This is a genomic window from Haloarcula sp. CBA1122, assembly GCF_009741785.1.
Taxonomy (GTDB): domain Archaea; phylum Halobacteriota; class Halobacteria; order Halobacteriales; family Haloarculaceae; genus Haloarcula; species Haloarcula hispanica.
Genome location: NZ_WPCB01000023.1, coordinates 14,424 through 41,017 on the forward strand (window position 1 = coordinate 14,424; position 26,594 = coordinate 41,017).

The 26,594-nt window shown below is 62.2% G+C and carries 21 protein-coding genes and 2 pseudogenes; 10 read left to right on the forward strand and 13 right to left on the reverse strand.

Annotation, left to right across the window (positions count from 1 at the left end; translation table 11 throughout):
- Positions 1–36: 36 nt before the first annotated feature.
- Together GJ630_RS10815 and GJ630_RS10820 are read right to left on the reverse strand one after the other, a co-directional pair.
- Positions 37–231 carry a methytransferase partner Trm112 gene (locus GJ630_RS10815; RefSeq protein WP_050007441.1) on the reverse strand — a complete coding sequence of 65 codons (195 nt, stop codon included), beginning with the start codon at positions 229–231 and terminating at the stop codon, positions 37–39.
- Positions 232–345: 114 nt separating this feature from the next.
- Positions 346–1,722, reverse strand: a complete 1,377-nt coding sequence (locus GJ630_RS10820; RefSeq protein ID WP_064287450.1) for an adenylosuccinate synthase — start codon at positions 1,720–1,722, stop codon at positions 346–348.
- Positions 1,723–1,900: 178 nt separating this feature from the next.
- Here GJ630_RS10820 and GJ630_RS10825 point away from each other — a divergent pair, with 178 nt between their 5' ends.
- Positions 1,901–2,206, forward strand: a complete 306-nt coding sequence (locus GJ630_RS10825; protein WP_004516266.1) for a hypothetical protein — start codon at positions 1,901–1,903, stop codon at positions 2,204–2,206.
- A 9-nt stretch (positions 2,207–2,215) separates the two neighbouring features.
- On the opposite strand, the gene GJ630_RS10830 is transcribed toward GJ630_RS10825, so the two are convergent.
- Complete coding sequence (locus GJ630_RS10830; protein WP_064287449.1) at positions 2,216–4,753, reverse strand: hypothetical protein; 2,538 nt, start codon at positions 4,751–4,753, stop codon at positions 2,216–2,218.
- An 89-nt stretch (positions 4,754–4,842) separates the two neighbouring features.
- On the opposite strand from GJ630_RS10830, the gene GJ630_RS10835 reads away from it, so the two are divergent.
- The 5 genes from GJ630_RS10835 (at position 4,843) to GJ630_RS10855 (ending at position 9,568) form a co-directional block, all read left to right on the forward strand.
- Positions 4,843–5,238: a hypothetical protein gene (locus GJ630_RS10835; protein WP_014040656.1), complete on the forward strand. Its 396-nt coding sequence runs from the start codon at positions 4,843–4,845 to the stop codon at positions 5,236–5,238.
- Between the two features lie 63 nt (positions 5,239–5,301).
- Positions 5,302–5,553, forward strand: a complete 252-nt coding sequence (locus GJ630_RS10840; RefSeq protein ID WP_008313331.1) for a DUF6684 family protein — start codon at positions 5,302–5,304, stop codon at positions 5,551–5,553.
- Positions 5,554–5,722: 169 nt separating this feature from the next.
- Positions 5,723–7,507, forward strand: coding sequence for a cytochrome c oxidase subunit I (locus GJ630_RS10845; protein WP_014040655.1), 1,785 nt, complete (start codon positions 5,723–5,725; stop codon positions 7,505–7,507).
- A 216-nt stretch (positions 7,508–7,723) separates the two neighbouring features.
- The gene (locus tag GJ630_RS10850; RefSeq protein WP_023843313.1) at positions 7,724–7,993 is read left to right on the forward strand and encodes a hypothetical protein; all 270 of its coding nucleotides are present in this window, start codon (positions 7,724–7,726) and stop codon (positions 7,991–7,993) included.
- A gap of 198 nt (positions 7,994–8,191) precedes the next feature.
- The gene (locus tag GJ630_RS10855) at positions 8,192–9,568 is read left to right on the forward strand and encodes an HTTM domain-containing protein (RefSeq protein WP_191449881.1); all 1,377 of its coding nucleotides are present in this window, start codon (positions 8,192–8,194) and stop codon (positions 9,566–9,568) included.
- Positions 9,569–9,643: 75 nt separating this feature from the next.
- Here the strand turns inward: GJ630_RS10855 and GJ630_RS10860 are convergent, their stop codons facing one another.
- The 6 genes and pseudogenes from GJ630_RS10860 to GJ630_RS10885 form a co-directional block, all read right to left on the reverse strand.
- Positions 9,644–11,347 carry a methylmalonyl-CoA mutase family protein gene (locus GJ630_RS10860; protein ID WP_014040652.1) on the reverse strand — a complete coding sequence of 568 codons (1,704 nt, stop codon included), beginning with the start codon at positions 11,345–11,347 and terminating at the stop codon, positions 9,644–9,646.
- 75 nt (positions 11,348–11,422) lie between these two features.
- A pseudogene (locus tag GJ630_RS10865) lies at positions 11,423–12,213 on the reverse strand (CBS domain-containing protein).
- Positions 12,214–12,251: 38 nt separating this feature from the next.
- Entirely contained in the window at positions 12,252–13,967 is a 1,716-nt protein-coding gene (locus tag GJ630_RS10870) for a DHH family phosphoesterase (RefSeq protein WP_050036698.1), read from the reverse strand.
- A 35-nt stretch (positions 13,968–14,002) separates the two neighbouring features.
- Positions 14,003–14,431 carry an HTH-type transcriptional regulator LrpA1 gene (lrpA1, locus tag GJ630_RS10875; protein ID WP_004591923.1) on the reverse strand — a complete coding sequence of 143 codons (429 nt, stop codon included), beginning with the start codon at positions 14,429–14,431 and terminating at the stop codon, positions 14,003–14,005.
- Between the two features lie 85 nt (positions 14,432–14,516).
- Positions 14,517–15,454, reverse strand: a pseudogene (locus GJ630_RS10880) (thiamine pyrophosphate-dependent enzyme).
- Positions 15,455–15,457: 3 nt separating this feature from the next.
- The gene (locus tag GJ630_RS10885; protein WP_014040648.1) at positions 15,458–17,356 is read right to left on the reverse strand and encodes a 2-oxoacid:acceptor oxidoreductase subunit alpha; all 1,899 of its coding nucleotides are present in this window, start codon (positions 17,354–17,356) and stop codon (positions 15,458–15,460) included.
- A gap of 268 nt (positions 17,357–17,624) precedes the next feature.
- Between GJ630_RS10885 and GJ630_RS10890 the strand changes: the two genes are divergently transcribed.
- Together GJ630_RS10890 and GJ630_RS10895 are read left to right on the forward strand one after the other, a co-directional pair.
- Positions 17,625–18,344: a DICT sensory domain-containing protein gene (locus GJ630_RS10890; RefSeq protein ID WP_146417181.1), complete on the forward strand. Its 720-nt coding sequence runs from the start codon at positions 17,625–17,627 to the stop codon at positions 18,342–18,344.
- A 66-nt stretch (positions 18,345–18,410) separates the two neighbouring features.
- Positions 18,411–18,593, forward strand: coding sequence for a hypothetical protein (locus tag GJ630_RS10895; RefSeq protein ID WP_014040646.1), 183 nt, complete (start codon positions 18,411–18,413; stop codon positions 18,591–18,593).
- Between the two features lie 18 nt (positions 18,594–18,611).
- Here GJ630_RS10895 and GJ630_RS10900 read toward each other — a convergent pair whose 3' ends face one another.
- Positions 18,612–19,409 (reverse strand): N-acyl homoserine lactonase family protein, encoded by a 798-nt coding sequence (locus GJ630_RS10900; RefSeq protein ID WP_014040645.1) that lies wholly within the window; start codon positions 19,407–19,409, stop codon positions 18,612–18,614.
- 618 nt (positions 19,410–20,027) lie between these two features.
- Between GJ630_RS10900 and GJ630_RS10905 the strand changes: the two genes are divergently transcribed.
- Entirely contained in the window at positions 20,028–21,356 is a 1,329-nt protein-coding gene (locus GJ630_RS10905; RefSeq protein WP_008313351.1) for a Cdc6/Cdc18 family protein, read from the forward strand.
- A gap of 722 nt (positions 21,357–22,078) precedes the next feature.
- Here the strand turns inward: GJ630_RS10905 and GJ630_RS10910 are convergent.
- Positions 22,079–23,233, reverse strand: a complete 1,155-nt coding sequence (locus GJ630_RS10910; RefSeq protein ID WP_008313353.1) for an acyl-CoA dehydrogenase family protein — start codon at positions 23,231–23,233, stop codon at positions 22,079–22,081.
- A 126-nt stretch (positions 23,234–23,359) separates the two neighbouring features.
- Here GJ630_RS10910 and GJ630_RS10915 point away from each other — a divergent pair, with 126 nt between their 5' ends.
- Positions 23,360–24,133: a DUF6517 family protein gene (locus GJ630_RS10915; RefSeq protein WP_191449882.1), complete on the forward strand. Its 774-nt coding sequence runs from the start codon at positions 23,360–23,362 to the stop codon at positions 24,131–24,133.
- 33 nt (positions 24,134–24,166) lie between these two features.
- Here the strand turns inward: GJ630_RS10915 and GJ630_RS10920 are convergent, their stop codons facing one another.
- Together GJ630_RS10920 and GJ630_RS10925 are read right to left on the reverse strand one after the other, a co-directional pair.
- Positions 24,167–25,819: a long-chain fatty acid--CoA ligase gene (locus GJ630_RS10920; RefSeq protein WP_050036696.1), complete on the reverse strand. Its 1,653-nt coding sequence runs from the start codon at positions 25,817–25,819 to the stop codon at positions 24,167–24,169.
- Positions 25,820–25,921: 102 nt separating this feature from the next.
- The gene (locus GJ630_RS10925) at positions 25,922–26,524 is read right to left on the reverse strand and encodes a chemotaxis protein CheC (protein WP_023843310.1); all 603 of its coding nucleotides are present in this window, start codon (positions 26,522–26,524) and stop codon (positions 25,922–25,924) included.
- Positions 26,525–26,594: the final 70 nt, after the last annotated feature.

The following is a 26,594-nucleotide window of genomic DNA, read 5'->3' on the forward strand; positions in this document are numbered from 1 at the left end:
CACGGACGTGACTCCGCGGGGCGAGGAAAAAAAGGTTCAGGCCGGTGCTTCGTCGCGCATGTCCGGCGGGAGCAGGTTCGGAATGCCGTCCTCGATGGGGAACGTCTCGCCGCACTCGGTGCAGACGAGTTTGCCCGACAGGATTTCGCCGTCGTCGCGCTCCGTCACTTCGAGGTCGAGGTCGTGCTTGTCCAGAGGGCAGCAAATGATTTCCATCAGGTCCTCTTTCATACGTCCAGCCAAGACCGGCGGTCGCAAAAGTCTGCCGCTCTCCCAGTGAGTGCTACCACGTCGCTGGGCAAACGCAAGTGAGCGTTCAAACGTCGAACCCGACAGGAAGGCCAGTTAAAACGGCTGTTCGCGAACGATGGTTTCGCCGCGACCGGGGCCGACGCCGATGGCGTAGGCCGGCGTGTCGAGTTCGGATTCGATGTATTCGACGTAGGCCTTCGCGTTCTCGGGGAGTGCGTCGTACCCCTCCTCGGCGGCGTCCGCCCAGTCGACCTCGGGCCAGCCGTCGAAGGACTTGAAGTTGGCTTCACAGCGCTTCCACTGCTCGGTCGTCGCGGGCATCGACGCCAGTTCCTCGCCGTCGAGCGTGTACGTGTGACCGACTTTCACTTCGTCGAGGCCGGCGAGCACGTCGAGGTGGTTGATGGCGATGCCGGTGAAGCCGGATACGCGCGTGGAGTGGCGCAACATCGGCAGGTCGAGCCAACCGACACGTCGCGGGCGGCCGGTAACGGTCCCGTACTCGCCGCCTTCCTCGCGGATGTAGTTCGCCAGCTCCTCGTTCTCGCCTTCGCCTTGCTCGTCGTAGCCGGGTGTGTCGCCGACGACGCCGCCGAGTTCGGTCGGCAGCGGGCCACTTCCGACACGGGTGAGGTATGCCTTCACGATCCCGATGACTTCGCCGTCGCCGACGACACCGGGACTGAGTCCGGTCCCGGTCGCCGCGCCGCCGGCCGTCGGGTTCGATGACGTGACGTAGGGGTAGTTCCCGTGGTCGATGTCTATGATGGTCCCCTGTGCGCCCTCCAGCATGACGTTCTGGCCCTCGTCGATGGTCGCGCTGAGGAAGGCCCCAGCGTTGACGGTCATGTCCTCGGCCTCGAAGCGACGGCCGAACTCGCGGAACTCCTCGAAGATGGCGTCCACGTCGAAGGCGTCCGGATCGTCAAGCTCGTCGACATCGAGGTCGTACACGTCCTCGACGACGGCCCGCTTCTGCGGGACAACGTATTCGAGGCGCTCCCGGAGCACGTCCGGGTCAAGCAGGTCGCCGACGCGAACGCCGCGCCGGCCGGCCTTGTCCTCGTAGGTCGGGCCGATACCGCGGCCCGTTGTCCCGACTTCGTCATCCGTTTCGCTTTTTAGTTCCTCCTCGATACCGTCGAGCACGCGGTGGAACGGGAGAATGACGTGTGCTCGTTCGGCGATTCGAACGTCCGGGTCGAGGCCGCGTTCCTGGAGCGTGTCTATCTCGTCGAACAGCGTTCGCGGATTGACGACGCACCCGTTGCCGAGGACGCCGACCTTGCCGCGGATGGCTCCGCTCGGAACCAGCGAGAGCTTGTACTCCTCGCCCTCGTGGACGACGGTGTGGCCGGCGTTGTCGCCGCCCTGATAGCGCGCGACGACGTCCACGTCGTCGCCGTACAGGTCGACGATGCCGCCCTTCCCTTCGTCGCCGAGCTGTGAGCCGACGATGGTTACGGTCATCGCACGCACCTTCCATCCACCGTGATAAACAGATTACGGTCCGGAACTCACGCTCGTGAGCAGTACCCATGTGAACCGTTACGACGGTTTTAAGACACCCCTGTTCGAACGTATCAACGTTGTAGCGATTATCCGAGGGAGAACCTTTAAATACCGCAAACACAAGTTAACAATTGCCATGATAGACAGGCTTGAAAAGGAAGTTGACATGCTGGAGCGCCACTTGCAGGTGCTTCGCATGGTTATCGAGAACGAGCCTATCGGTATCGTGAAGATGTCCAACGAAACCGGCTACCCGCACCACAAGGTGCGGTACTCCCTGCGCGTTCTCGAAGAGGAGAACCTCATCGAGCCCTCCAGCCAGGGTGCGATCACGACCGAACAGACCGGTGAGTTCGTCGACGACTTAGACGAGAAGGTCGACGAAATCATCGACAAGCTCGAAGGTATGAAGATCGAAGACGCGGCCGAAATCGAAGGCTAAGCTTCTTTCTCAGAGTTCCGGGACCGCCAGGTGGAACTCCTGGTTTCTCGCTTCTAACAGACAGAGGTGAAAGCCCTCCTTGCGCGAGAGGTTCACGAAGCTCTTCCGCTTATCGCGGTTGAACAGCCCACTGGAAGTGGCTTCTTCGGCGGTTTCGAGCGCCCCCGGCTCGAAGAAGCTGCTCGTGACGAGAAACGCCGACGCAAGCGATCCGGAGGCGTTGCCGACCCGCTCGGCGTTCCGGATGAGGTCCGACATCTGGCCCTCGGAGGCCGGTTCGCGCGAGTCGTTGATGTTGGCGACGACCAGCGGGTTCCCCATCCGGTCGCGGACGACGACGTCGAACCGCTCCTGCGAGCGGTTCTCCTGGCCGTCCTCCGTGTAGGTCACCGTGACGTTGCCGTTCAGTTCGGCGCGGTCGATAGCCGGAAGGCCCTCGTAGAGGTCCTTCATCGCTCCCGCGTGGCCGGTGTCCCGAATCTCGTAGAGGAGGTTCCGGATGAGCCAGTTGACGAAGCGGTACTGGATGCTGTCTTCGAGGAACTCCTCGAAGGGCGTCCCGTTGACCGTGGCGCCCTCGGCCTCGAACTGCGTGTGGTACTCCAGCCTGAGGTTCGCCTCGACTTCCTCGCGACTCGCCTCGCCGTCCTTGGCTTCCTCCAGCGTCGCTTTGCCCTTCGAGTCGTACCTGACGAAGAGGTTCGTCCCGTTTATCGCCTCGCCGACGCTGAGCCGGGTGCCACCCGCAGCGGTGTCGTCCTGCTCGTCGAGTTGCTCCTCCAGCCGGTCGATCTCGGCCCGTGCGTCGGCTAGCTCCGACTCCAGGCGGTCGCGCTCGTCCCGGAGTTCCTGGTTCGTGGCTTCCAGATCTGTGAGTTCGGATTCGAGTTCCGACACCGTCTCGGCCCGCTGTTCCAGTTCGGACTCCAGTTCCGCGACGCGCTCCTGCTCGTGCGGTGTCGGCTCTTCGTCGGCAGGCGACTGGCGCTGGTCCTCTGTCGAAGGCTGGGTCTTGGGCGTCTCGGCCGGCTGTGGGTCTTTCGCAGGTGTGCTACGGCTCTCCTGTGCCGGTGCTGGTCCCTGCACACTGGATTCGGTCGACGGTGCCGAGTCGTCCTGTGCTGGCTGGTCACGTCGCGGGGTCGATGCCTGTTGCCCACCTTTCGGTGGCGTCTGGGTGGGGGACACGCTGGTTGTCATGCTTTCCCGAGCACCCCCGGATTTGTTCGGGTCCAGCGACGGGACCGAGCGCGTCTCCAGGTCCGTGGTTGACCCGCCAGAACCGGCGTCCGGCGTCGACGTTGCCGCTCCAGTCCCGGTTTGTGCCTTGGACGGCCGTGACTCGGTGCTCTGGTTCGGTTTCGCGTCGGTCGGTTCGGCGCGACGGTCCGTCGAAGCCGTCTGGTCGCTCTGTGCCGGGGCGTTCCGAGCACTCGCCTGCTGGGATTCCTGCGTTTGTGACGGGTCCGTCGCCGGGCGTTTCGGTTCGGTCTCCCCGGCAGTCTCACGCACTCTGGTCTCCCGTTCGACGGCGTCGTTGTCGGGTTCCGTCCGTGTCGCGGTGTCAGTATCTGTCGCCGCCCGGTCGGTCGCTCCGCTGTCTGACCGGCTGTCCGCATTCGGCTTCTCGTCCACGCTCGATTGCTCGTCCGACTCGGAACTGCGGCGGGACCGGCCCGGAGTCGCGCCGGCGGCTTTCGACCCCGGCGGGCCGCTGCTTGCAGGGCCGCGGTCCGGTGTCGACTCTGCTGCGGTCTGGGCCTGTTCAGCCTCGTCGGTTCCACCGGCTTCGGTATCTCCGACGGGGTCCGGGGATGGGTCCGCCAGTTCATCGCTGGCGTCGTCCTGTGGTGTCGGTTCGTCCGGTGCTGCCGTCTCTGTCGGCGTGCTATCCACTGCACCCTCGTCGGTGGGTACGTCGGCGACAGCCGTCTCGTCGCCAGCGTCGAGCGGATCGACGCCGGCGGCCGCCGGGTCCGCTGACTGCTCGTCCGCCGCGGATTCCGGCGGTTCCGGAATCTCGATCGGCTCGATGTCGACCGGCATGACCTCGTAGATGCCGACCTCGTCGTTGGCCGTCTCGAACGCCTCGTCGTCGGTGATGAGATTGTCTGAGTTCCCGACCCACGCCACGCTCATCGAGCGGCCCTGGTGGTAGACAGTGTAGTAGTCCCCCGAGAGGACGTTTTCTGAAAGTTCGATAAAGCCCGTAAAGTTGCCGCTCGACAGGGTCTGATCGACGTCTGCAAGCGCGGTGTCTTCGGTGTAGTATTGCGCTTTCACCTCGTCGGCCCGCTCCTGCATCACTGCAAGCAGGGGCAAGGCCTCGTGGGGTGATCGCTTGGCTGTTCCCGACGCGTCCTCGAAGTCCTCGATAGTGCCGTCGAGGACGCCGACGACGGTCCCGTTCAACATGAACAGGCGCGTCGGACCCGTGATGACCGCGCCGGAGAACTCCTGCCCGGCGAGGTCTTGCAGGCCCGCGAACCCGCCGTCGAACGGAACCGACTCCCAGCCGTCGACCCGTTCGACCGTGCGTGTACTCATTACTCCCACCAAGCCGGATGGCAGACAAATAGTTTGTGCCCACGGGCGCGGTCCGATGGACATATGTCGATTCGAGTGTAAGTGCGTGTATGGCAGAGGAGCCGGGACTAAGCGACCAGTATCCGACTGCGAGCCCGTGGCCGCTGTTCGTCGCACTGGGATTAGCACTGTCAGAGATCGGCGTGTTCGTCGGACTCTTTCCGGTAGCCGTCTTCGGACTGATACTGTTCGGCGGCAGTATCGCCGGTATCCTCACGGAGTCCGGGTACGTGGAACGGCCGTGGCCGACCCTGCTGGGCGTGGGAGTGGTTCTTATCGTCCTCGCCGCCGCGTTTGCGCTCTGGCAGGTCCCGGTCGCCGATATCGCGCTCTCGAACGTCGGGACCGGGCCACTCCTCACTCGGCTGGTGGCCGTCGCCGCGGCGGGCACCGTGATGATCGCGATGGGTGGCGTCGCCTCGATAATGGAACAGACCGCGGCCTGAGACGGGTACCCGCCCGGTTCGGAAACCAACACTCTATTTACCGACCTGTTCTAACGGACAGGCATGGCACTGTTCGGGTTCGAAAAAGACACCCTGCTCGACCTCACTGTGAACGTTATCCCGCTCGGGATCCTCCTCTTCTTCATCGTCGCGTTCGCCGCATTCCCGGCATTCGGAACGGATCCCGTCTTCTCCGGAATGCAGTTCGCACTGATCATCTCGATGTTCCTGCTGCTCGCTGTCCTGACCTACTACGCGGGGAAGGCCGTCGAGAACGCTGAGAAGGAGAGCGGCGAACTCGGCCACGAAGACTGATCTGACAGTTCCAGACAAACCGTTTCGAAGGCCGACCGCGGTCGCCACCGGATGACAGTGCGAGGTGGTCCCTCCTTTCTGCGGTTTCACCGCCGGATGGAAGCCGTGTTTTATGATCGTTGCTGCAGGAATCGACCCTTTGATAATGTCCCAGTCCTGAAGGACGACTATGGTAGCAGGAGATATTGTGCTGACGGGGCTGATGGCCGTCCTCCTCGTCGGCGTCGCCGCGCTTCTCACCCGTGTCGAGAACTGGCGTTCGTATACGCCGCTCGCGGGTGGCGGGGCCGTCACGGGTGACGAGGCAGCGGTCATCAACCGTGAGAAACCCGCAGGTATCATTCGCTGGCTAACAACCGTCGACCACAAAGACATCGGTCTGTTGTACGGGGTGTACGCGGTCATCGCATTCGCCGTGGGCGGCATCATGGCGATGCTCATCCGCCTCCAGCTCGTCACGCCCGCCGGGGCCATCCTCGGCAACAACGCCTACAACTCCATCCTGACGAGTCACGGCATCACGATGCTGTTCCTGTTCGGGACGCCCATCATCGCGGCGTTCGCGAACTACTTCATCCCCCTGCTCATCGGGGCTGACGACATGGCGTTCCCGCGTATCAACGCCATCGCGTTCTGGCTGCTTCCGCCGGCGGCCCTGCTTATCTGGGCCGGATTCTTCCTCGCGCCGGTAACCGAGAACATGATCGAGCCGGCTCGTACGGCTTGGACGATGTACACGCCGCTGTCGGTCGAGCAGGCGAACCCCGGCGTCGACCTGATGCTGCTGGGACTGCACCTCTCGGGCGTTGCAGCGACGATGGGGGCGATCAACTTCATCGCGACCATCTTCACGGAGCGCAACGAGGAGGTCAACTGGGCGAACCTCGACATCTTCTCGTGGACGATCCTCACCCAGTCCGCGCTCATCCTGTTCGCGTTCCCGCTGCTGGGGAGCGCCATCGTCATGCTCCTCCTGGACCGGAACCTCTCGACGACGTTCTTCGCCGTCGAGGGTGGCGGCCCGCTGCTGTGGCAGCACCTGTTCTGGTTCTTCGGCCACCCCGAGGTGTACATCCTCGTCCTGCCGCCGATGGGACTGGTCAGCCTCATCCTGCCGAAGTTCTCCGGCCGAAAACTGTTCGGCTTCAAGTTCGTCGTCTACTCGACGCTCGCCATCGGGGTCCTCTCCTTTGGCGTCTGGGCCCACCACATGTTCTCGACGGGTATGGACCCGCGGCTCCGGGCCTCATTCATGGCTGTCTCGTTGGCTATCGCGATACCGAGCGCAGTCAAGACGTTCAACTGGATCACGACGATGTGGAACGGCCGCCTGCGCCTGACGACGCCGATGCTGTTCTGTATCGGCTTCGTCTCGAACTTCATCATCGGCGGTGTTACGGGCGTGTTCCTCGCCTCCATTCCCGTCGACCTGATTCTGCACGACACCTACTACGTCGTCGGACACTTCCACTACATCGTGATGGGTGCCATCGGCTTCGCGGCCTTCGCCGGCATCTACTACTGGTTCCCGATATTCACCGGGCGGATGTACCAGCGCACGCTCGGGAAGGCGCACTTCTGGTTCTCGATGGTCGGGACCAACATCACGTTCTTCGCGATGCTCGCGCTCGGCTATCTGGGGATGCCGCGCCGGTACGCCACCTACCAGTTTGATGGCGCTATCGCGCCGCTGACGCAGGTCAGCACCTTCCACCAGGCGGCGACGGTGGGCGCACTCATCCTGTTCATCGGCCAGCTGTTCTTCGTCTGGAACATCGTCCAGTCCTGGCTCGAAGGCCCGAAAGTCGAGGACGGCGACCCGTGGAACCTCGAACGCGACGGCATGCTAGACCGTGAGTTCCAGTGGTTCGACGAGCAACTCGAAGCCGAAGCACCGGAGAAGGACCCGTCGCTGCTCGCTGACGGCGGCCAGGAAGAACAAGACGACTCGTAAGCGGCCGAATTCTGTTTTCGTCTACTTTTTGTCGTTCGCAGCCACGCCCGAACTGACAGTGCCTGTTAGCTCGCGCCGGAGACGAGTACCATGGCCGTCACGAACATCATGAGCGCGATTCCGGTCAGGACGAGAAACAACAGTTCCTTCTGTGACATAGGATAGCTACGGCGTGGAAGTGAAAAAGGCTAATCGTCTTCGAGCCGTTGTTCACACATGAGCGAGCCAGCCGAGGCCAGGTCCGGGCAGCAAATCGTCCTTCGTCTGTACGTTGCTATTGTCGTTCTCGCGGGTGTAATGGGATTCGTTCTTGGCAGTATCCGACCGGAGGACCTCGAACCCGAACTGTTCGGTGTGATTGCGCTGCCGCCAACGCCGTTCGGCGTCGCTATCTACGGGTTCGTTACCATCGGCATCGTCCTCGGCGTGTTGCTTGGCCTCGTCGTGTACGTCTCCGAGCGAATCGACGACGCGGCCAGTTCCTGAGTGTCCGTTGCTGCAGTATATCTGGCCGTGTGAACCAGTTCCTCGTACCGCTGTGTACGCTTCAGCTTTCTGATAGCCTGATTCCGTTAGTTTATTTTAAGCCGACAGAAAATCGGCTGCTAGTCGCCTGCTTGACGACAAGCCGGTGTCTCGCCGCCCTCCCTACAGATGCGCCCCGAATTTCCCCTCCGTCAGTGGTTGGTCCGCAGGATCGCTATCGACCGACGTGCGCTCGCAGCGTTCAGAGCGGCGCTCGGGCTGTGTCTCCTCGCCGACATCACTCTGCGGTGGTCGGACATCGTTGCGTTCTACACCGATAGCGGCGCGCTCCCGCGCTCGACACTGGCTGAACTGTATCCGGTTCTGGGAGACGTGTCGCCGCTCGCTTTCTCGGGGGCCGTCTGGCTCCCGCTGGTGGCCCTCGGACTGACGGCGCTCGCAGGACTGGCGCTGGTGGTCGGCTACCACCCTCGCCTGAGCGCGGGCGTCGCGTTCGTCCTGCTCGTATCGATACAGCTCCGGAACCCTGTCGTCCTCAACGCCGGCGATACGCTGTTTCGCCGGCTGCTGTTCTGGAGTCTCCTGCTCCCGCTCGGCTGTGCCTGGGAAGATGGGCCGCCGGACTCCGCCTCGACACGGGTCGCCACCGCCGGCACTGCAGGAATCCTTCTCCAAGTGCTTGCCGTGTACGTGACGAACGGCCTCATGAAGCTTCGTGGTACGTACTGGCACCAAGGGACTGCGGTGCAGTACGCGTTCCAGCTCGACCACCTCACTGTCCGGCTTGGTGACGTGGTTGCGGGCTGGGACCCGGTGCTGGTCCTGGGGAACTGGCTCTGGCTCGCTTTGCTCGTTGGGTCCCCGTTGTTGCTCATCTGGACCGGATGGTATCGGACGGCACTGGTCGCGGCGTTCGTCACCGCACACGTCTGTATGGCGTTCTCGTTTCGCCTGGGTGTGTTTCCGCTCGTCTCGATTCTCGGGCTGGTCCTGTTTCTCCCGACGCCGCTTTGGGACGGGCTCGCGAACCGCTGGCCCGCCGCTATCGAAGCGTTGCGCCCGCGGTGGCCGGATGCAGCGACAGGTCCGCCACAGATCTGGTTCCCTACGACGACGGCTTCGCTAGCGGCGCTCGGGATCGTCGCCATTGTCGTTCTCAACGCTATCGCAGTCGGCTTCGTCGCCGCACCGACAGGTACGCCGGACAGAATCGAGGACCGGAGCTGGAATATGTTCGCGCCAGACCCGCCACAGGAAACGTGGTGGTACGCGGCCCCGGCACCCCTGGAGTCCGGGAATCGGGTCGACGCGCTTACCGGGGAGCCGGTCACTCTCTCCCGGCCGCCAGAGGTGTCAGACCGGTTTCCGAACCAGCGCTGGAAGAAGTTCCTCGGGACAGCCCGTCACGAACCCAGTCTTCGACAGTCGCTCGCAACGTATCTGTGTTCCCGGTGGAATCAAGGCCACGACGACGCGATGGAACGCGTGGAGTTGATTGTCCTGACCGAGTCGACCAACCTGAACGGGTCCGAATCTGTCGACCAGGAACGACTCGGGTCGTATCAGTGTACCTGATGCGAGTGATGATGGAAGTTGGTTGCACCTCGAAAACAGTTCTTCAAGCGACGATTGAGCGTACGCTCTGTCCAGTCAGGCGACGCTGGCCGTTTCCTGATAGCTCCCGTACTCTGCCTCGAAGACGGCCATGATCTCGCCCATCGTCGCGTAGGCTTTCACCGCGTCGATGATGACGGGCATGACGTTCCCACCGTTGGTGATCACTTGCTGCAGTTCGTCGAGCGCCGCCTCCACGGCCGCGTCATCGCGCTCTGCCTTGGCCGTCGCAAGCTTGTCCCGCTGGCGTTCCTGTACGTCCTCGTCGACGGTGAGAATCTCGGGTTCGGTGTCTTCCTCGACGGTGTACTTGTTAACCCCGACCATGACTTCTTCCTCGCTCTCGACACGCTGCTGGTACTCGTAGGCGGCGTCCTGAATCTCACGCTGGAAGTAGCCGTCCTGAATCCCCTGAATGACGCCGTCACGAACAGACCCGTCGCCGAGTTCGTCCCTGATGTGGTTGATGTAGGCCATCGCCTTCTCCTCGACCTCGTCGGTCAACGACTCGATGGCGAAACTGCCGCCCATCGGGTCGACGATATCGGCGGCTCCCGACTCCTCCGCGATGATCTGCTGTGTCCGGAGGGCGACGCGAACGGCCTGCTCCGATGGGAGCGCCAGCGCTTCGTCGAAGCTGTTGGTGTGTAGGCTCTGGGTTCCGCCCAGCACACCTGCGAGGGCCTGAATCGTCACGCGGACGATGTTGTTCAGCGGTTGCTGGGCTGTCAGTGACTGCCCGGCGGTCTGGGTGTGGAACTTCAGTTGCTTGCTCGCGTCAGCCTCCGCGTCGTACCAGTCGTCCATCACGCGGGCGTAGATGCGCCGGGCCGCGCGGAACTTCGCGATCTCCTCGAACATGGAGTTGTGCGAATTGAAGAAAAAGGAGAGCTGCGGGGCGAACTCGTCGACCTCAAGCCCCCGGTTCAGGCAGTCCTCGACGTAGGCGAAGCCGTCCGCGAGGGTGAACGCGAGTTCCTGTACGGCTGTCGAGCCGGCCTCCCTGATGTGATACCCCGACACCGATATGGGCTTGAACTTCGGGGTCTCCTGACTGGCGAACTCGATGGTGTCGGTGACGAGTTTCAGCGACGGCTCCGGCGGAATGACCCACTCCTTCTGTGCGATGAACTCCTTGAACATGTCGTTCTGGAGCGTCCCGCGGATTTCCTCGCGCGGGACGCCCTGCTGGTCAGCCAGCGCGATGTACATCGCGTAGATGACGGGGGCGCTGGGGTTGATCGTGAAGGAGGTCGAGACCTCACCGAGGTCGATGCCGTCGAACAACCGCTCCATGTCCGCCAGCGTGTCGACGGCGACGCCCTCCTTGCCGACTTCGCCGTCGGCCATCACGTCGTCGGAGTCGATCCCCATCAGCGTCGGCATGTCAAAAGCCGTCGAGAGCCCGGTCTGGCCCTCGTCGATGAGATAGTGGAATCGCTCGTTGGTCTCGTCGGCGGTCCCAAAGCCCGCGAACTGCCGCATGGTCCACTGCCGGCCGCGATACATCGTCGGATAGACACCGCGTGTGAACGGCTCCTCGCCGGGGAAGCCGATGTCTTCCTCGTAATCGACGTCGTCCACGTCGAGCGGCGTGTACAGCCGGTCTACGTCGAGGTTTGAGACCGTCGCGAACTGCTCTTTGCGTTCGCCGTAGGCGTCCAGTACGGGGTCCAGTGTCTCGGCTTCCCACTCGTCTTTCTGCTCGCGGATGCGCTGGAGGTCCGACTCGTCGAACATACTCCGGTGTATGTCATGATTTAGTAAGAAGGTTCGGGCAAAGTGGGACGCTACCGTCAATCACACCGTCGAGGACTAATTCTGGAGCCGCTCCGTCGTCTGCACGAGCGGATGGTGCGCGTAGTCGACGACCTCGATATCGTCGATCGACTCCAGGTCGGAGTCTGCGGCCGTCTCGGCCATCCCCAGTTCGACCGTCTCGTCGAGAACGATGACGTAGGCGTCCATTTCGTCGATATCGAGCCGCGCGGCGGCTTTCACGCGGTGGTGGCCGTCAGCCAGCAGGAGGTCCCCGCCGTTGTCGATGACGACGAGCGGTTCCGCCAGCCCGCGTTCCAGTTCGTACACCCGGCCTTCGAGTTCGTCGGCGTACACCGTCGTCTGTGTCGGCGTCAGGTCGTCGAGCTCCACCTCCCGTCGGCCTTCGTGTGTCGTGATACCGTGGATGTTCTCCAGCGTCCGGCCGAGCTTGTCCACCTTGCCCGGGGTCGCCCGTTCGATCTGTGAGCGGATCACGTCGCGTTCGAGATGATGCCGACGAGGTGGCCGGCGTCGTCGACGACCGGAAGTTTCTGGATGCCCGACCGCAGGATGACGCGTGCCGCGTCCTGAACGGCCATGTCCGGGTGCGCCACGAGGATGTCGTCGGTCATCACACGGAACATCGGCTCGTGGTCTTCCGCGAGCAACAGGTCGCGCGCGCTGACGAACCCTTCGACGCGGCGGCCGTCCGTCACCGGGAACCCGCTGAAGTGGTCGTTGTCGGCGATCCGTCGGGCGACCTCCCCGACAGTGTCGTCGAGTTCGACGGTGGCAACCTCGCGTGTCATGTAGTCTCCGACCGTCGGTCGACTCGATTCCTCCATCGGCGCGATGTTCTCGACCGACGGCAAAAAAGGCTCGCCTACGGCGGCTCGCTGTCGTCGGGTTCGACGAGCGTCTCCGGGCTGTCGTCCGCCTGTTCTGACTCGTCGTCCGGCGGCTCAGCCGCGTCGTCCGCCTGTTCTGACTCGTCGCCTCCGTCTTCGTCGCCGTCTTCCAGAAACAGCACATCGCTGTTCCAGTCCGTTGCGGTGTCGTCGCTCGACCCTGCAGGCGTGTCTCCAGGCGTCGTGATGGTGTCTCCGCTGTCCCGTCTGAGCGCCGTCGACTCCGTGAACGCGGCCACGTCGTAGTCAGCGCGTGCGTAGACGCGCCCGAGCAGCCGGTGGGACCGCGACTGGATAGCGTCGAGAAACCGGTCAGAGACGATAGAGCGGACGATCTCCTCCAGCGACTCCTCGCGCTCGTCGACGGTGATCATCCCCAGGTCGATCTGTGCGCCCGCCATATCGGCGTGACCGCCCGCGGACCCGATCTGTCCGAAGGCGTCCCGCAGCGCCTCGCCGAGGTCGATGTCCGCCCCGCGAGCCCGTGCAGAGGCGTAGATCGTCCCGTCGACGACGCCGTACACCATCGTCGCCTGCACGCCTTCGAGGTCGAGCAGCCTGTCGGCCGCCTGCGCGAGCGCGTCACGGTCGGTTATCTCGCCAACGCCGGTCAGAAGCACCGAGCCCTCCTGTTCGCGGTTCGCGATCGCGCGGCCGATGACCGACAGCGTCTCCGGGCTCACGCTCGGGTCTTCGATGCGCTGGAGCGTCGCCATGTCGGCGTTCGTCACGAGATGCGCGGCGGCCTCGAAGTCCGCGGCGGCGACCTCCCGGCGGAAGTCCTTCGTGTCGACCTGGATGCCGAACAGCAGGCCCGTCGCGATTGGGGTCGGAATGTCGATGTTGAACCGCTGGAGATAGTCGACCAGTAACGTACTCGTCGCCCCGACGCCGCTCCGGAGATCGACGAATCGGGCTTCGATCGGGACGCGCGGCGGATGGTGGTCGATGACGATGTCGATGGGGGTCTCCGGTGGGAGCTGGTCGTTGACACCGGCTCTGGAGTGGTCGACCAGCGCGAACGCGTCGAACGCGTCCAGTTCGTCCGGGGAGTCAGCATCCAAGTTCCGGAGGTCGAAATCGAGGAGGTTGACGAACGCCCGGTTCTCCTGATGAGAAATCTCTCCGTAGTAACAGATCGTCACCTCGCAATCGGCCCGTTCAGCGAGCGCCCCGAGGGCGACAGCGCTGGCAATCGCGTCCGGGTCGGGGTTGTCGTGCGTGACGACGGCGAGGTGGTCGTCGATGTCCCGCAGTACCTGATGGAGCTGTCTGGCCCGCGTTCCTTCGTCGCCGACCGACTGGGTGACGTAGTCGGTAACGACAGACTCCGGCGTAACCAGCCGGTCCGCCACGCTGTCGAGTCGGTCGCGCTGGTCTGCCGTCGCGCCGCGGCCGGCGTAGGCGAGGAGGAACACGTCGGGAAAGCAGTCACGTGCGGCCGTCGCCGCGTCGGCATTCTGCTCGGGGTCCTCGCTGGCGATGATGACGCTCTCGGGGTGAACGTCGAGATCGGCGAGAACAGATGGATCAGTCTGGTCGGCTTCGAGTACGTTGATACCGTCCGCCCGGAGCGTTTCAGCACGGTGCTCGTCCTGGGTCACGACTGCCAGGTCGCCGCGGTCGTCGCTAATCGCGTCGAGAAGGTCCGCGGCCGTCGGCCCGAGTCCGAGCACCAGCCGAGAAAGCATACCGTGCAGTCAGCGCTGGAGCGTCTAAAAACCCGTTACTTCAGCCGTTCCTGGAGAAACGACGGATGCGCGGCGGTAACGCCGTCGAGCGCGAGAATCTTGTCTTCGATGACGTCCGCCAGCGAGTCCCCGTCCATCGCTCGGACCTCCGCCATCAGCATGTGGTCGCCGCTGGACGTGTACAGTTCCTCCATCTCCGGGATCTCCTTGAGGTTCCGCGTGGCCTCGACGTAGCAATCGCTCGCGATGTCGATGCCGACAAGGGCAATCGACTGGCCTGCCAGCTTCTTCGGGTCGACATCGGCGGAGTAGCCGACGATGACGCCCTCCTCTTCGAGTTTCTGAATGTATTTCCGGACTGTGGGCTTCGATACGTCGGCTCGCTCCGCGATTTCTGCGTACGAGGCCTGTGCGTCCTCTTCAAGGACCGACAGGATTCGACGCTCCGTGGACTCGGCACTCATAGAGTAATCTTTTCGGTGCATGAAAAAATATCTTCCGAACCAGAAACCCACGTTCGAGGTGGTGTCTGCAGTCCAGTAGCGGGCCTTATTTGTGATGTTCGAGGAGGTTGTCGTAGGTCCGCTCCCACTCCGCGTCCTCGTCGAAGTACCGCTCTGCGAGCGGTTCCTCGGGCATCTCGCCGATCTGGCGCTTCTCCTCGCCGTAGGAGGGGCGCTCGTCTTCGATGTACATCCGACCGGTGAGCACTTCGCCCTCGTACAGACGCTCCTCGGTCTTTCGCATCATCTCGGCGGCTTCCGCGCGGTCCGAGACGTCGAAGTCGAACTCGTCGGACTGCTGGACGTCCGTGTACGGGACGTAGTGTTTCGCGTCCTTGTTCCAGGTCGGACACTGGGTCAGGAAGTCGATGTGCGCGAATCCGTCGTGTTCGATGGCCTCGGCGATGATCTCTTTCGCCTGGTTCGGGTTGACAGCCGCGGTCCGGGCGATGTAGGTCGCACCGGCGTTGAGCTGCTGGGACAGGGGGCGGATCGGCGACTTCGCCGAGCGTGGGGCTGTGTCTTGGACTTGTGGCCCTTCGGCGACGTCGGCGACGTCTGCCCCTTGGTCAGCCCGAAGATCTCGTTGTTGAACACGATGTACGTGATGTCGTGGTTCTCACGGGCCGTGTGGATGGTGTGGTTCCCACCGATACCGTAGCCGTCGCCGTCCCCGCCGGCCGCGATGACTTCGAGGTTGGGGTTGGCGAGCTTCGCGGCCCGGGCGACGGGCAGCGAGCGGCCGTGGATGGTGTGGAAGCCGTAGCTGTTGAAGTAGCTGTTGAGCTTCCCGGAACAGCCGATGCCGGTAAACAGCGCGACTTCGTCGGGGTTCTTGCCGACTTCCGGCATGGCCTGCTTGAGCGCCTTGAGGACGCCGAAGTCACCACAGCCCGGACACCAGGTCGCCTGCGGTTCGATGCCGGGTGTGAACTCGTCGCGCTCGATCTCGCGTTCTTCGTTGATTGCTGAGAATGCACTCATTGGTTAGTCACCTGCCGCGGGGACGTACTTCATGTTGCTCGCGGCGAGTTCCTCGCCGTCGATGCTGGATTCGAACCCGTCGACGATCTCGGCGGGCTCGAATGGGTTGCCGTTGTACTTCAGGAGGCTCGACATCTTGTCGCCGTACTTGCCGAGTTCCTTCTGAGTCAGGCCGCGGAACTGGGCCGTGGCGTTCATCTCGACGACGAGCGCCTCGTCGACCGATTCGAGCCACTCGGAGACCTCCTCCTTCGGGTACGGAGCCATGTCGGAGACGCCAAGCGCCTTCACGGAATGGCCGTTCTCGTTGAGTCTGTCGACGGCCTCGAAGACGGTCCCCTGCTGGCTGCCCCACACGAGGATGCCGTAGTCGGCCTCGTCGGGTCCGTGGTAGGTCTGGTGGGACGTGTTTTCGTCCAGATCAGCACGGATGTCGTCGAGCTTGTTGAGCCGACGGTTCATCTGGGCGATACGGTTCTCGGGGTCCTCGCTGATGTGGCCCGATGGGTTGTGCTCGTTGCCCGTCGCGAGGAAGCGGCCGTCCTTCTGGCCCGGCACGGAGCGCGGGCTGACGTTCGAGCCGTCCTCGGGTTCGTGGAGGAAGCGCTGGAACTTCCCGGAGGAGTGGTGTGCGGCGTCCTGAATCTCCTCTTCGGTGAGGACCGAGCCGGGATCGGCGTTCGGTTCCTCGTCGAAGTGGCTGGCCGGGAGGTTCCGGAGTTCGCCCTGGATCTTCTGGTCGTAGATGACGATAGCCGGGATCTGGTACTCGTAGGCGATGCGGAACGCCGAGCGGGTCTGCGTGTAGCACTCGCGGATGTTCGCCGGCGCGAACACGACGCGGGCGGAGTCGCCCTGTGACGTGTACAGGACGTGTTCGAGGTCCGCCTGCTCGGGCTTGGTCGGCATCCCCGTCGAGGGGCCGGCCCGCATCGCTTCGACGAGCACGATAGGCGTCTCGGTCATCTCCGCCAGTCCGAGCGGTTCGGACATCAGCGCGAAGCCACCGCCGGATGACCCGGACATGGCTTTCACGCCGGCGTGAGACGCACCGAGGGCCAGCGCGGCGGCCGCGATCTCGTCTTCGACCTGTTCGGAGATCCCACCGAACGAGGGCAGGTGCTGTGACATGATCGTGAACACGTCGGTCCACGGAGTCATGGGGTAGCCCGAGATGAAGCGACAGCCCTCGTCGATTGCGCCGTAGGAGATGGCGTTCGAGCCCGAGAGGATGACCTGCTCCTCGTCGTGGGAGCCCTCGGGGACCTCGATGTCGTGATCGATATCGAGTTCGCTTGCGGCTTCGTAGGCGTCGTGCAGGACGTTGAGGTTCGCCTCCTGCATGTCGCCACTCATGTTCTGTTTGATGAGCTTCTCGAACTCGTCGGTGCTGATGTCGAGAATGGCCGCGGTCGCGCCGATACCGGCCGTGTTCCGCATGATCTCGCGGCCGTGCTCCTTGGCGATGCCGCGGAGGTCCATCGGGACGACGTGCCAGTTGTTCTCCTCGGCGGCCTCTTCGAGACCGATCTCGTCGACGTCTTCCTCGTCGAGCAGTCCCTCGTCGTAGAGGAGGACGCCGCCCTCGCGGAGGTCGTCGAAGTTCTCGTACAGCGGTTTCAGCTCCTCTTTGCCGTAGTAGGCCTCTTCCTGCGGGTTCCGGGCGAAGGAGTCACCCAGGGCCAGCAGGAAGTTGTAGCCGTCCCCGCGGGACTGTACTGGCTCGTCTTTCGCACGTACTTCCACGTACGTGTGGCCGCCGCGGATACGCGACGGGTAATGGCGGTGTGTGAACACGTTCAGCCCCGACCACATCAAGGCCTTCGCGAAGTTCTGGCTTGTCGAGTCGATTCCGTCACCGGAACCACCGGCGATTCGCCAGATTAGTTCGTTGTCTGTCATGGTGAAATCCTCGGCCCCAGCTCTGGTGCCGTATCATCCCGTTGGGGGGCCATGACTAAAGATTTTCCACTACATCACCACTCATTAATCGTTATCTTTCGGCTCAGGTACCTCAGATTGCCGTTTTCGAAATTGAAGTCCGTCGCTGTTGGGACACATTCACAGGGGCGAGATATCCGTCTGGGAGACAGGTGTCAGCCAGCAATAGTAAGCCATGCAACTCCCTCCCGCAACGACTAACACAGTGACTACCGATGTATAGTCGAGGATGTCGTTAACGGAACTCATCGCTGGCGTCGAGGACCATCAGAAGACGCTGACTGTCTTCAACGCCGGGCCGACAGCGGCTGAAGACCTGCGCGAGCGCTTCGCGGACCGCAACGTCCACGTTCAGACCGAGCAGACTGAGAGCGGACGCCCGGGCGAGTTTATCACGCTCAGCGAGGACGAAGCGGTCATCGCGGCCGCGAGTCTCAATTCGTTTACCGACTCGCTCGACGAAGGCCGACAGTACATCACGCGGGACAACAGCCCGTACGCGTCGATTCTCGACCACCTCGACGAGACGATGTTCACCTCGTGGTCGATCCAGCGGATGACCGCCGCGTCCCGCGAGATCGAGGACCGCGCGTGGCGAGTGGGACAGGGAACGCTGCACGCCGGCTTCCAGACACTGTCTACGCTTCAGGGCGAACTCGACCTCTACGAACGGCTGGGTGAGACCGACGTGGACGTTCACGCCTATGCCGTCCCTGACGTCGAGCCACCCGAGTACAGCACGTTCTCGCTGCATCTGGAACGGTCGGACGAGATCGCCGACTCGTGGTTCGTCGTGTTCGACGGCGGCGGTGACCCGACCCAGAAGTGCGCCTTGCTGGCCGAGGAGCGCGAGCCACGCGAGTTCTACGGCTTCTGGACCTACGACGAGTCGACGGTCGACTGGATCATCGACTATCTGGAGGAGACGTACGGCTACCTCGAACAGTGAGCCGCGTTCGAACCGGCCAGCGCGGTCATTACCACGGCTCGCCGTCGGCCGACATTCGCTCTTGAGATGCCGACCGTGACCGAGTCTAGAGAGTTCCGCATCGAGGAGACCGGAGAGCGCGTCAACAGTCTCGAACTGGAGTTGCACCTGTTTTTCGGCGTGTGGGCGGTCATCGAGCGCCACGAAGACCGATGGGTCGTGGCGACTGACGACGGTGAGCGCCGGACACTTGTCGTTATGTCGGACTAATCTCACGCTGATATCGAATCAGTCCGCAGCCCCGGACACGTCTTCGAACACCGCGAGGTCGTGGCCGAGCAGCACTTCAGCCCCCGTCGCCCGCTGTCGGTCGCGGCACCGCTCTAGGCTCTCCTTCCATGAGCCGTTGTTCCAGAGGAGGCTCGTCGCCATCGGCTGGCCCGCGTAGTTCGCTTCGACGTACGCTTCGTCGCCGACGACGAGGAGCGACTGGCCCGGCCGGTCGATGAACGCGCCCATGAGCCCGGGCGTGTGGCCGGGAAGGTGCAACAGTTCGACCCCATCGGTGAGATGATAGCTGTCGCCGTGGACGATCTCCCAGTTCAGGTCCCGGTCGAAGTCGCTGGCGAGGTAGGCGATAGAGCCGTCGTCCGTATTGGCGCTGTAGTACGCGTACGGGAGTTCTTCCCGGTGGACGTAGATCGGGACGTCTGTTCCCGCGAAGTTGTGCAAGCCGCCAGCGTGGTCCAAATGCAGGTGGCTCATCACGACGGCATCGATGTCGTCGATGCTGTAGCCCGCATCTTCGAGATCCGCCGGCAGGGCGTGCTCCTCGGCGTCAACGTGTGCGAACGCCTCGTACAGCGGCGTCGGCCAGTACCCGTCGCCGGCCTCCGGATGCGAGCCAGTGTCCCAGAGGATAGTCATCTCGGGCGTCTCTACGATGAGGTTCCACACGACGTACGTTTCGTACTCGTGTTCCGGGTCGCGGTCCGAGGCCGTCGCGACGCTGTGGCCGTCGACGACGAAGTTTCGATCAGCCTGTACGCGGCCCCGGTCGACGAACGTCACTGTAAGGTCGTCCATACGGTGTCTACGGGCTGTCAGAAAGTAAAGAGCGGTGCCGTGCGCCGCGGGTGACGGGCTAGCTCGCTATATGACCAACCGTTCGCTATGGCAGGGGTTTCATGCCGTATCGACGCTGAGTACTTTTATACCGAAATGTCGGTGGAAAAGCGGGACCCACACACACCACCCTGCAAGTGTTCTCGGTGTTTCCAGGGGTGGGGGTGGGGAGGGGGAGGCTCCCCCTGCATACTTAAAGAAATGGCAGATTGTTCGATTCTACTGAGAGTACATGATCAGAAGACTATTCGTATATGCAGATATGAGTGCTCTGAAGCACTTGTAGCTTGAATTCTATGGAGGTGGACGTTCGATGGTGAATATAATTTTATTGCCTTTACCATAAAATATATAATAGTGCTACTAGTTCTAGATACGGTCCAGAACGAGACAGTCGAGAATCGCAGGACTCAAGTGTTCTAGATGAAGGATCGGTGCAGCAGACTGCTCGTGGCTGTTTTCCAGAGGGATCGAAGAAACACTTGCAGGGTGGTGTGTGACTGTTCGGCGTGAAAACACTTGAAACACTTGTACGGTGGTCACTGGTTTTATATAGAGTCACTCAAAAGGTGGCGTACGATGGTCGACGTGAACGAGAACCCGTTCGATGGGACTGACGCGATCTTCGAACGAAAGCAACCGCTGAAAAAAGACACGTTCACGCCGGATACGATCTTTCACCGCGACGAGGAGATCGAGTTCTACATCAACGCGCTTCAGGACGTCATCGTCGGCCACGACCCCAACAACGTCTTCGTCTACGGCCCAACGGGGGTCGGAAAGACTGCCGTTACGAAGTGGGTACGGGACAAACTCGAAGAGAAGGCCGAGGCCGAGGACATCCCACTCACCGTTGTCGGTCCGATAAACTGCCGGAACTACCGGTCGGCGTACGCGCTGGTCAACACACTCGTCAACGAGTTCCGAGATCCGGAGAACCAACTCCCCGAGAGCGGCTACAGCACTGACAGCGTCTTCGAGTTCCTCTACGAGGAGATCGAAGCCGTGGGTGGGAACGTCCTCATCATCCTGGACGAGATCGACAACATTCCAGCGGACGCGCGGAACGACTTCCTGTATGAACTGCCGCGGGCCGAAGCGAACGAGAACACGCCGATCACCGATGCGAAGGTCGGACTCATCGGGATTTCGAACGACCTCAAGTTCGTCGACGTGCTGGAACCCAAAGTGAAATCGACGCTCGGGGAGCGAGAGATCAAGTTCGGTCCGTACGACGCAACGGAACTCCGAGACATTCTGGGCTATTACGCCGACATCGCGTTCCGGGAGGACGTGCTCGGCGAAGACGTCGTCCCGCTGGCGGCGGCCTTCTCGGCGCAGGAACGGGGCGACGTTCGGCAGGGACTCCGAATCCTCGAAAAGGCCGGAGAGTACGCGCGGATGGAGGGCGCGGACGGTGTGACAGAAGCACATACGCGACGGGCGACAGACACTATCGAAACCGACGAACTGCTGGATTACTTCGAGCACGACCTGAGTTCACAGCAGGCGCTGACGTACCTCGCGACGACGCTTGCGCTCATCGAACCGAAACACGAGGCGTCGACAAAGCGGATTTACAACCTCTACTCCTCGATTGCGGAGTCGAGTGGCCGCCGCGTGAAATCCGAACGCAAGATCTACGAGTTCCTCGACCAGCTTTCCATGCAAGGGCTAGTCCGCTCGGCCGAACGCAACCTCGGTCGCAAGGGTGGGCGCAAGTACATCTACGAGGTCACCGACGACGCGACCGATATCATCAACGCCGCGCTCCAGTCGTCCTACAGCGATGCCGTGCCGAGCAACGTCAACGGGATACTCGAACACTATCTGGAAGACGAGGCCACCGAGTTTGAGGCACCGGACACGACCGACGACGAGCAACAGAACCTCTGGCAGTTCACGTAGCCAGCGTATTTGCTCCCCTCCCCCCACCGACTCACATGGCAGAACACTTGCACGGTGGTGTGTGTGTGTTCAGTGGCAGTCCCTCTATTGTACAGTCCAGAACAGTTGCAGGGTGGTGTGTGTGTGCCAACAGTAGACCGTGAACCCGGAGTGCTACCGAGCGATTATGTGGCAGTTACCCTCCACTGCAGTGTGTAGAACACTTGCAGACCGGTGTGTCCGTCCGTTTCCACCACAGCCTCCCGGTATTCCGTTTCGAAAACACTTGCAGGGTGGTGTCAACACCGATTCGCCGGGAAAACCGCTCAAAATGGGCTTTCCTGAACACTTGCAGGGTGGTGTTCCCGTGGGCTCTCGTCTGTCTCTCCCAGTGCGGGAAACACTTGCACGGTGGTGTTAGAGTGGCGCATCGGAACTCCGAACAACGTCTCAAAAACACTTGCAGGGTGGTGTTTTCGGGAATCTCAGACGCTCGCGCACCCCCGCACGACGCATACCCCCGTGCGAACACTTGCAGGGTGGGGTGTGAACACCTGTCCACTGTTCTGGTCCAGTTGTAGTCGTACTGGAAACACTTGCAGGGTGGTGATAGAACACTTGTAGGGTGGTGTCGGATCGTTTGTATAGGGCTGTCAGAACACTCGTAGGGTGGTGTTCCAGCGAAAAATACGTCGTTTGCGACGCAATCAACCAATCGACAGTGATCGACTGAGCCCTCTCCGTTACATCGGGGCTTGCTTGTAGATGAGGTTCCGCTGGATGTCGTTGGCCCCTTCGTAGATGACCGGAATGCGCACGTCGCGGTAAACGCGAGAGATGCGGTTCTCCGTCAGCACCGACCGGCCCCCGTGTAGTTGCATTCCTTTCTCCGCACAGTCCATAGCGGCTTCGGTCGCGTTAGTCTTTGCCAATGCGGCCCAGTAACCGGCGTTCTCCTGGTTAGCGACGCGTTCGGCCGCGTGCCAGGTGAGCGTTCGGGCGGACTGGAGACCGAGTTGCATATCGGCCAGTTTGTGCTGGACCGCCTGGAACTCGTCGACGGTCTTGCCGAAGGCCTCGCGGTCGTGGACGAACTCCCAGGCCTCCTCGATGGCCGCGGCGGCGAGACCGATGCCGTGTCCGCCGACGACGACGCGGCCGTGATTGAAGAACTCGGCGAGCATGTAGAAGCCGGCTCCTTCGACGCCGATCAGGTTCTCCTCCGGAATCCGGCAGTCGTCGAGCACGATGTGAGCCTGCTTGGACGCCCGGAAGCCCATCTTCTCGGGGATGTGTTCGGCGTGGTAGCCGTCGGCGTCCGTCGGGACGATAAACATCGAGTAGTTCCCGTAGCGGTCGTTCGGGTCGTCACCGGTCTTGGCGTACAGCGTCACCCAGTCGGCCTCGACGCCGTTGCCGATCCAGTACTTTTCGCCGTTGAGCACCCACTCGTCGCCGTCCTTCTCGGCGGCTGTCGTCATCCCGGCGAGGTCGCTCCCCGTCTCTGGCTCGGAGACGGCGAGGCCGGTAAGCTGGTCGCCGGTGGCGACGGGCTCGAGGAACTCCTCTTTCTGCCAGTCTGCGCCGTGATCCTCGACGATCTCTGCCCCGAAGCTGGCGAGCTGGATCGTCAGCGCGATTCCTGCGTCGGCTTTGTACAGCTCCTCTGCCATCGCAAGCATCTGTTGGAGGTCGTAGCCGCTCCCGCCCCACTCCTCACCGATATCCTGTGCGACGAGGCCGGCCTCCCTGGCTGCTTCAAGCACATCCCAGGGATACTCCCCGGACGCGTAGTACTCACCGGCGACTGGTTCGATGTGCTCCGCAGCGAACTCCCGAGCCTCTTCCTTGACCTCGCGTGCGTGCTCCGGAACGAGTTTCTCGGATAGCAGATCCATGGGAATTATCATGGTTTGTGTACTGATATACTCCGTGGAACTCTGCAAAACACCGCCATAGTTGTTTCCCGGAAACTCCTGATAATCGGCCAGCACGCTTTTCCATGGCTGTAGCCTTCCTCGGGCATGAACCGTCGAGACTACCTGCTTGCCGGAGCCACCCTCGGAACCGCCGGGCTTGCGGGGTGTTCGTTTCTGGCCGCGGCCGAGGTACCGCCACCGGACGTTCCGAAACAGCGCCTCGAAGACGGCGGCTGGACGCGAACGGACCAGTCCTCGGAAACAGTGTTCGACCGGAGCTACGGCCCGGTTTCGGTCGAGGCCGTCTCAAGTACGGTCCAGTACGTCGACGAACAGCTACAGGAACGCGTCGCCAGTCGTACCCTCGATCAGGTCCAGACTGCGCTCTCCGTGTTTTTCGCCACCCGCGTCGACTTCAGCCCGAATCTTGACAATCTCCCGGCTGGCGTGGGCCGCAAGGAACTGCTGGCAGAAGTCAGAACGAACGCCCGCGACAGCTTCGAACAGCAGATGGAAGCCCAGGGGTTGACCGATATCGAGAAAACCGGCGAGGGAACAATCGATATCGACACCGGCGAGACAGCCGAGACGGTCGAACTGTCCGCCGTGTACCCCTTCGAGGGAATTTCGTTCGACGTGACCGAGAACGAGGCCGTCGAGATACCGGCCAGCGACATCGACATCTCGGCGATGTTCGCCGTCTGGCACCACGGCGACTTCGTCGTCATTTCCGGGGGCGCGTACCCGGCACAGAACTTCGAACAGATCGTTGAAAACGACCTGAGCGACGGCATCACGGTCACCGTCGATGTCGACCTCGGACTCCAGCCCGAAACCTATCGGACCGAAGTCCGGAATCTCGTCACTGGCGTCCAGTAACGCTACTGAGCGGCTGAAAACGCGCCAACTCCCCTATTCCGGCGCGGCGTCGTCAGGGACGCGACCTTCGACGAGCGATTCGTCGGCGTACTCGTCACGGAGCGACTTTTTGTCGAACTTTCCGGTTGCCGTCTTCGGAACCTCGTCGATGGTGACGAAGTTGTCCGGGACCCACCACTTGGGGTAGGACTCGAGGATGTACTCACGGAGTTCATCACCAAGCGTCTCCTCGTCGGCATCGGCCGTCGGAACGATCATCGCAAGTGGGCGTTCCTGCCAGCGCTCGTGCGGGACACCGATGACTGCCGCTTCGTTCACGTCGTCGTGGGCGATCAGTTCGTTTTCCAGTTCGAGCGAGGAGATCCACTCCCCGCCGCTCTTGATGACGTCTTTCGCCCGGTCGACGATCTTGATGTAGCCGTCCTCGTCGACGGACACCACGTCACCGGTCTTCAGATAGCCGTCCTCGAACTCCTGTTCGTTCGCTTCCGGCCGCTTGAAGTACTCCGTCGTCACCCACGGCCCGCGGATGTGGAGTTCGCCGAAGTCCTCCCCGTTGTGCGGGACCTCGTTGCCGTTGTCGTCGATGACACGGAACTCCAGCCCGGGTGCGATGAGTCCCTGCTTCGCCCGCTTGTCCAGTTGCGTCTGGTAGTCGGCGTCCTCCAGGTCGCTCCGCAGGGACGCCACCGCACCCACCGGGGCCGTCTCGGTCATCCCCCAGGCGTGGACGAGTTCCACGTCGCGGTCGTCGAAGAACCGGATCATCGCTTCGGGCGCAGCGCTTCCGCCGACGATGAGCCGTTCGAGCGACGAGAGGTCGACGTCGTTTTCCTTGATGTACTCCATCAGCCCCAGCCAGACGGTCGGGACGCCGGCGGTGACGGTGACGTCCTCCTCTTCGATGAGCTTCGCGAGGTCCGCCGGTTCCGGCTGTGGGCCGGGGTAGACGTGCTTGGCCCCGCCCGCAGTTGCCGAAAACGGGAGTCCCCACGCGTTGACGTGGAACATCGGGACGACGGGCATCATGACGTCGTCGTCGTCGAGTGGAATCCCCTGTGGCGACTGGATCGCCATCGTGTGGCTCCACAGCATCTGTTGGGTGTACTCGACACCTTTCGGTCGTCCGGTCGTCCCGGAGGTGTAACAGAGGCCTGCGGGCCGTTCTTCTTCCAGTTCTGGCCAGTCGTACTCCGTCGGCTGGTCGGCGATGAACGACTCGTAGGCGACGGCATCGAGGTCCGTCTCGGGGACGGACTCGCTCATCACGATGAACTGCTCGACCGTTTCGAAGGACTCGGGGTCATCGGTGGCGGCACCTTCGAGTTTCGGCAGGAGCGATTCGTCGACGAAAATGAGTTCGTCCTGTGCGTCGTTGACGATGTACTGGATGTGTTCGTCTGGCAGGAGCGGATTGATAGTGTGTAGCTGCGCACCGGTTCCCGGTACCCCGAAGTACGTCTCGAAGTGCCGGCTGTGGTTCCAGCAGAACGTCCCGAGCCGTTCGCCGTCGCCGTAGCCGGCTTCCTCGATCGCGTTCGCTAGCTGCGCCGTCCGTTCGGCGTATTCGGCGTAGTCGTGACGGACGATGCCTTCGTGGGTACGAGAGACGACTTCCGTGTCCGGATACAGTGTTTCTGCACGCCACAGGAACGGTCGTAGAGTTTGCGGGCTGCCTCCTGGCATATCATGATGCAGGGGCTCACGATACAAGAAACACTGCTAAATCTTTCATGAGGGAAAAGGAGTTCATCCGCAGTGCTCGCCGCCCCGTTCGCACACGTCTGCTTACACTTCGATTTCCTGCATCAGGTCGACCAGCTCTTCCAGTTCCGGAAACGTGTACACTTTCACGTTGATGTTAGACTCCAGCGCGTGGACGCGGGAATCGAACATCAGCGCCATCTCGTTGTCCCGGTCGCCGACGAGCTGGTCCACCATCCCACTCCCGGGGCCGAACGTGAAGTTCGGCGTAGAGATGTCGATGGTCGTATCGAGGACGTTCGCCCAGCCATCGATGAAGCCGCTGGTCATGATGTTGCCGATCTCCTGAATCGCCGAGCGCTCCATGTCGGTGAAGCCGTCGGCATTGGGGTCCGTTTCCCCCATATCGCCGATCATCCCAGTGGCGAGGTCCTTCGCACTGGCGGCGTTGAACAGGAACAGGATGTGCCCGTGGGGCTTTTCCACCATTTCGATACTGATACCGATCTGCTTCTCGTCGCCGACGTGCGTTTTGATATCGGGGATATCGATGAAGTTGATCTTCGTGATCTCCATCTCCGTCTCCATCCCTGTCATCTGGCTGAGGTGGTTCGCAACGGTGTTACCGCCCTCTTTAGCCATCTGATTGAACAACCCGAGCTTCCGAATATCTATCATCAGACTCATTCGTTAGGACCAGCGTTGCCGCTGAGTTGTGTGTCCTCATACATAAGCTATGCACCCGCATTTTCGTCGG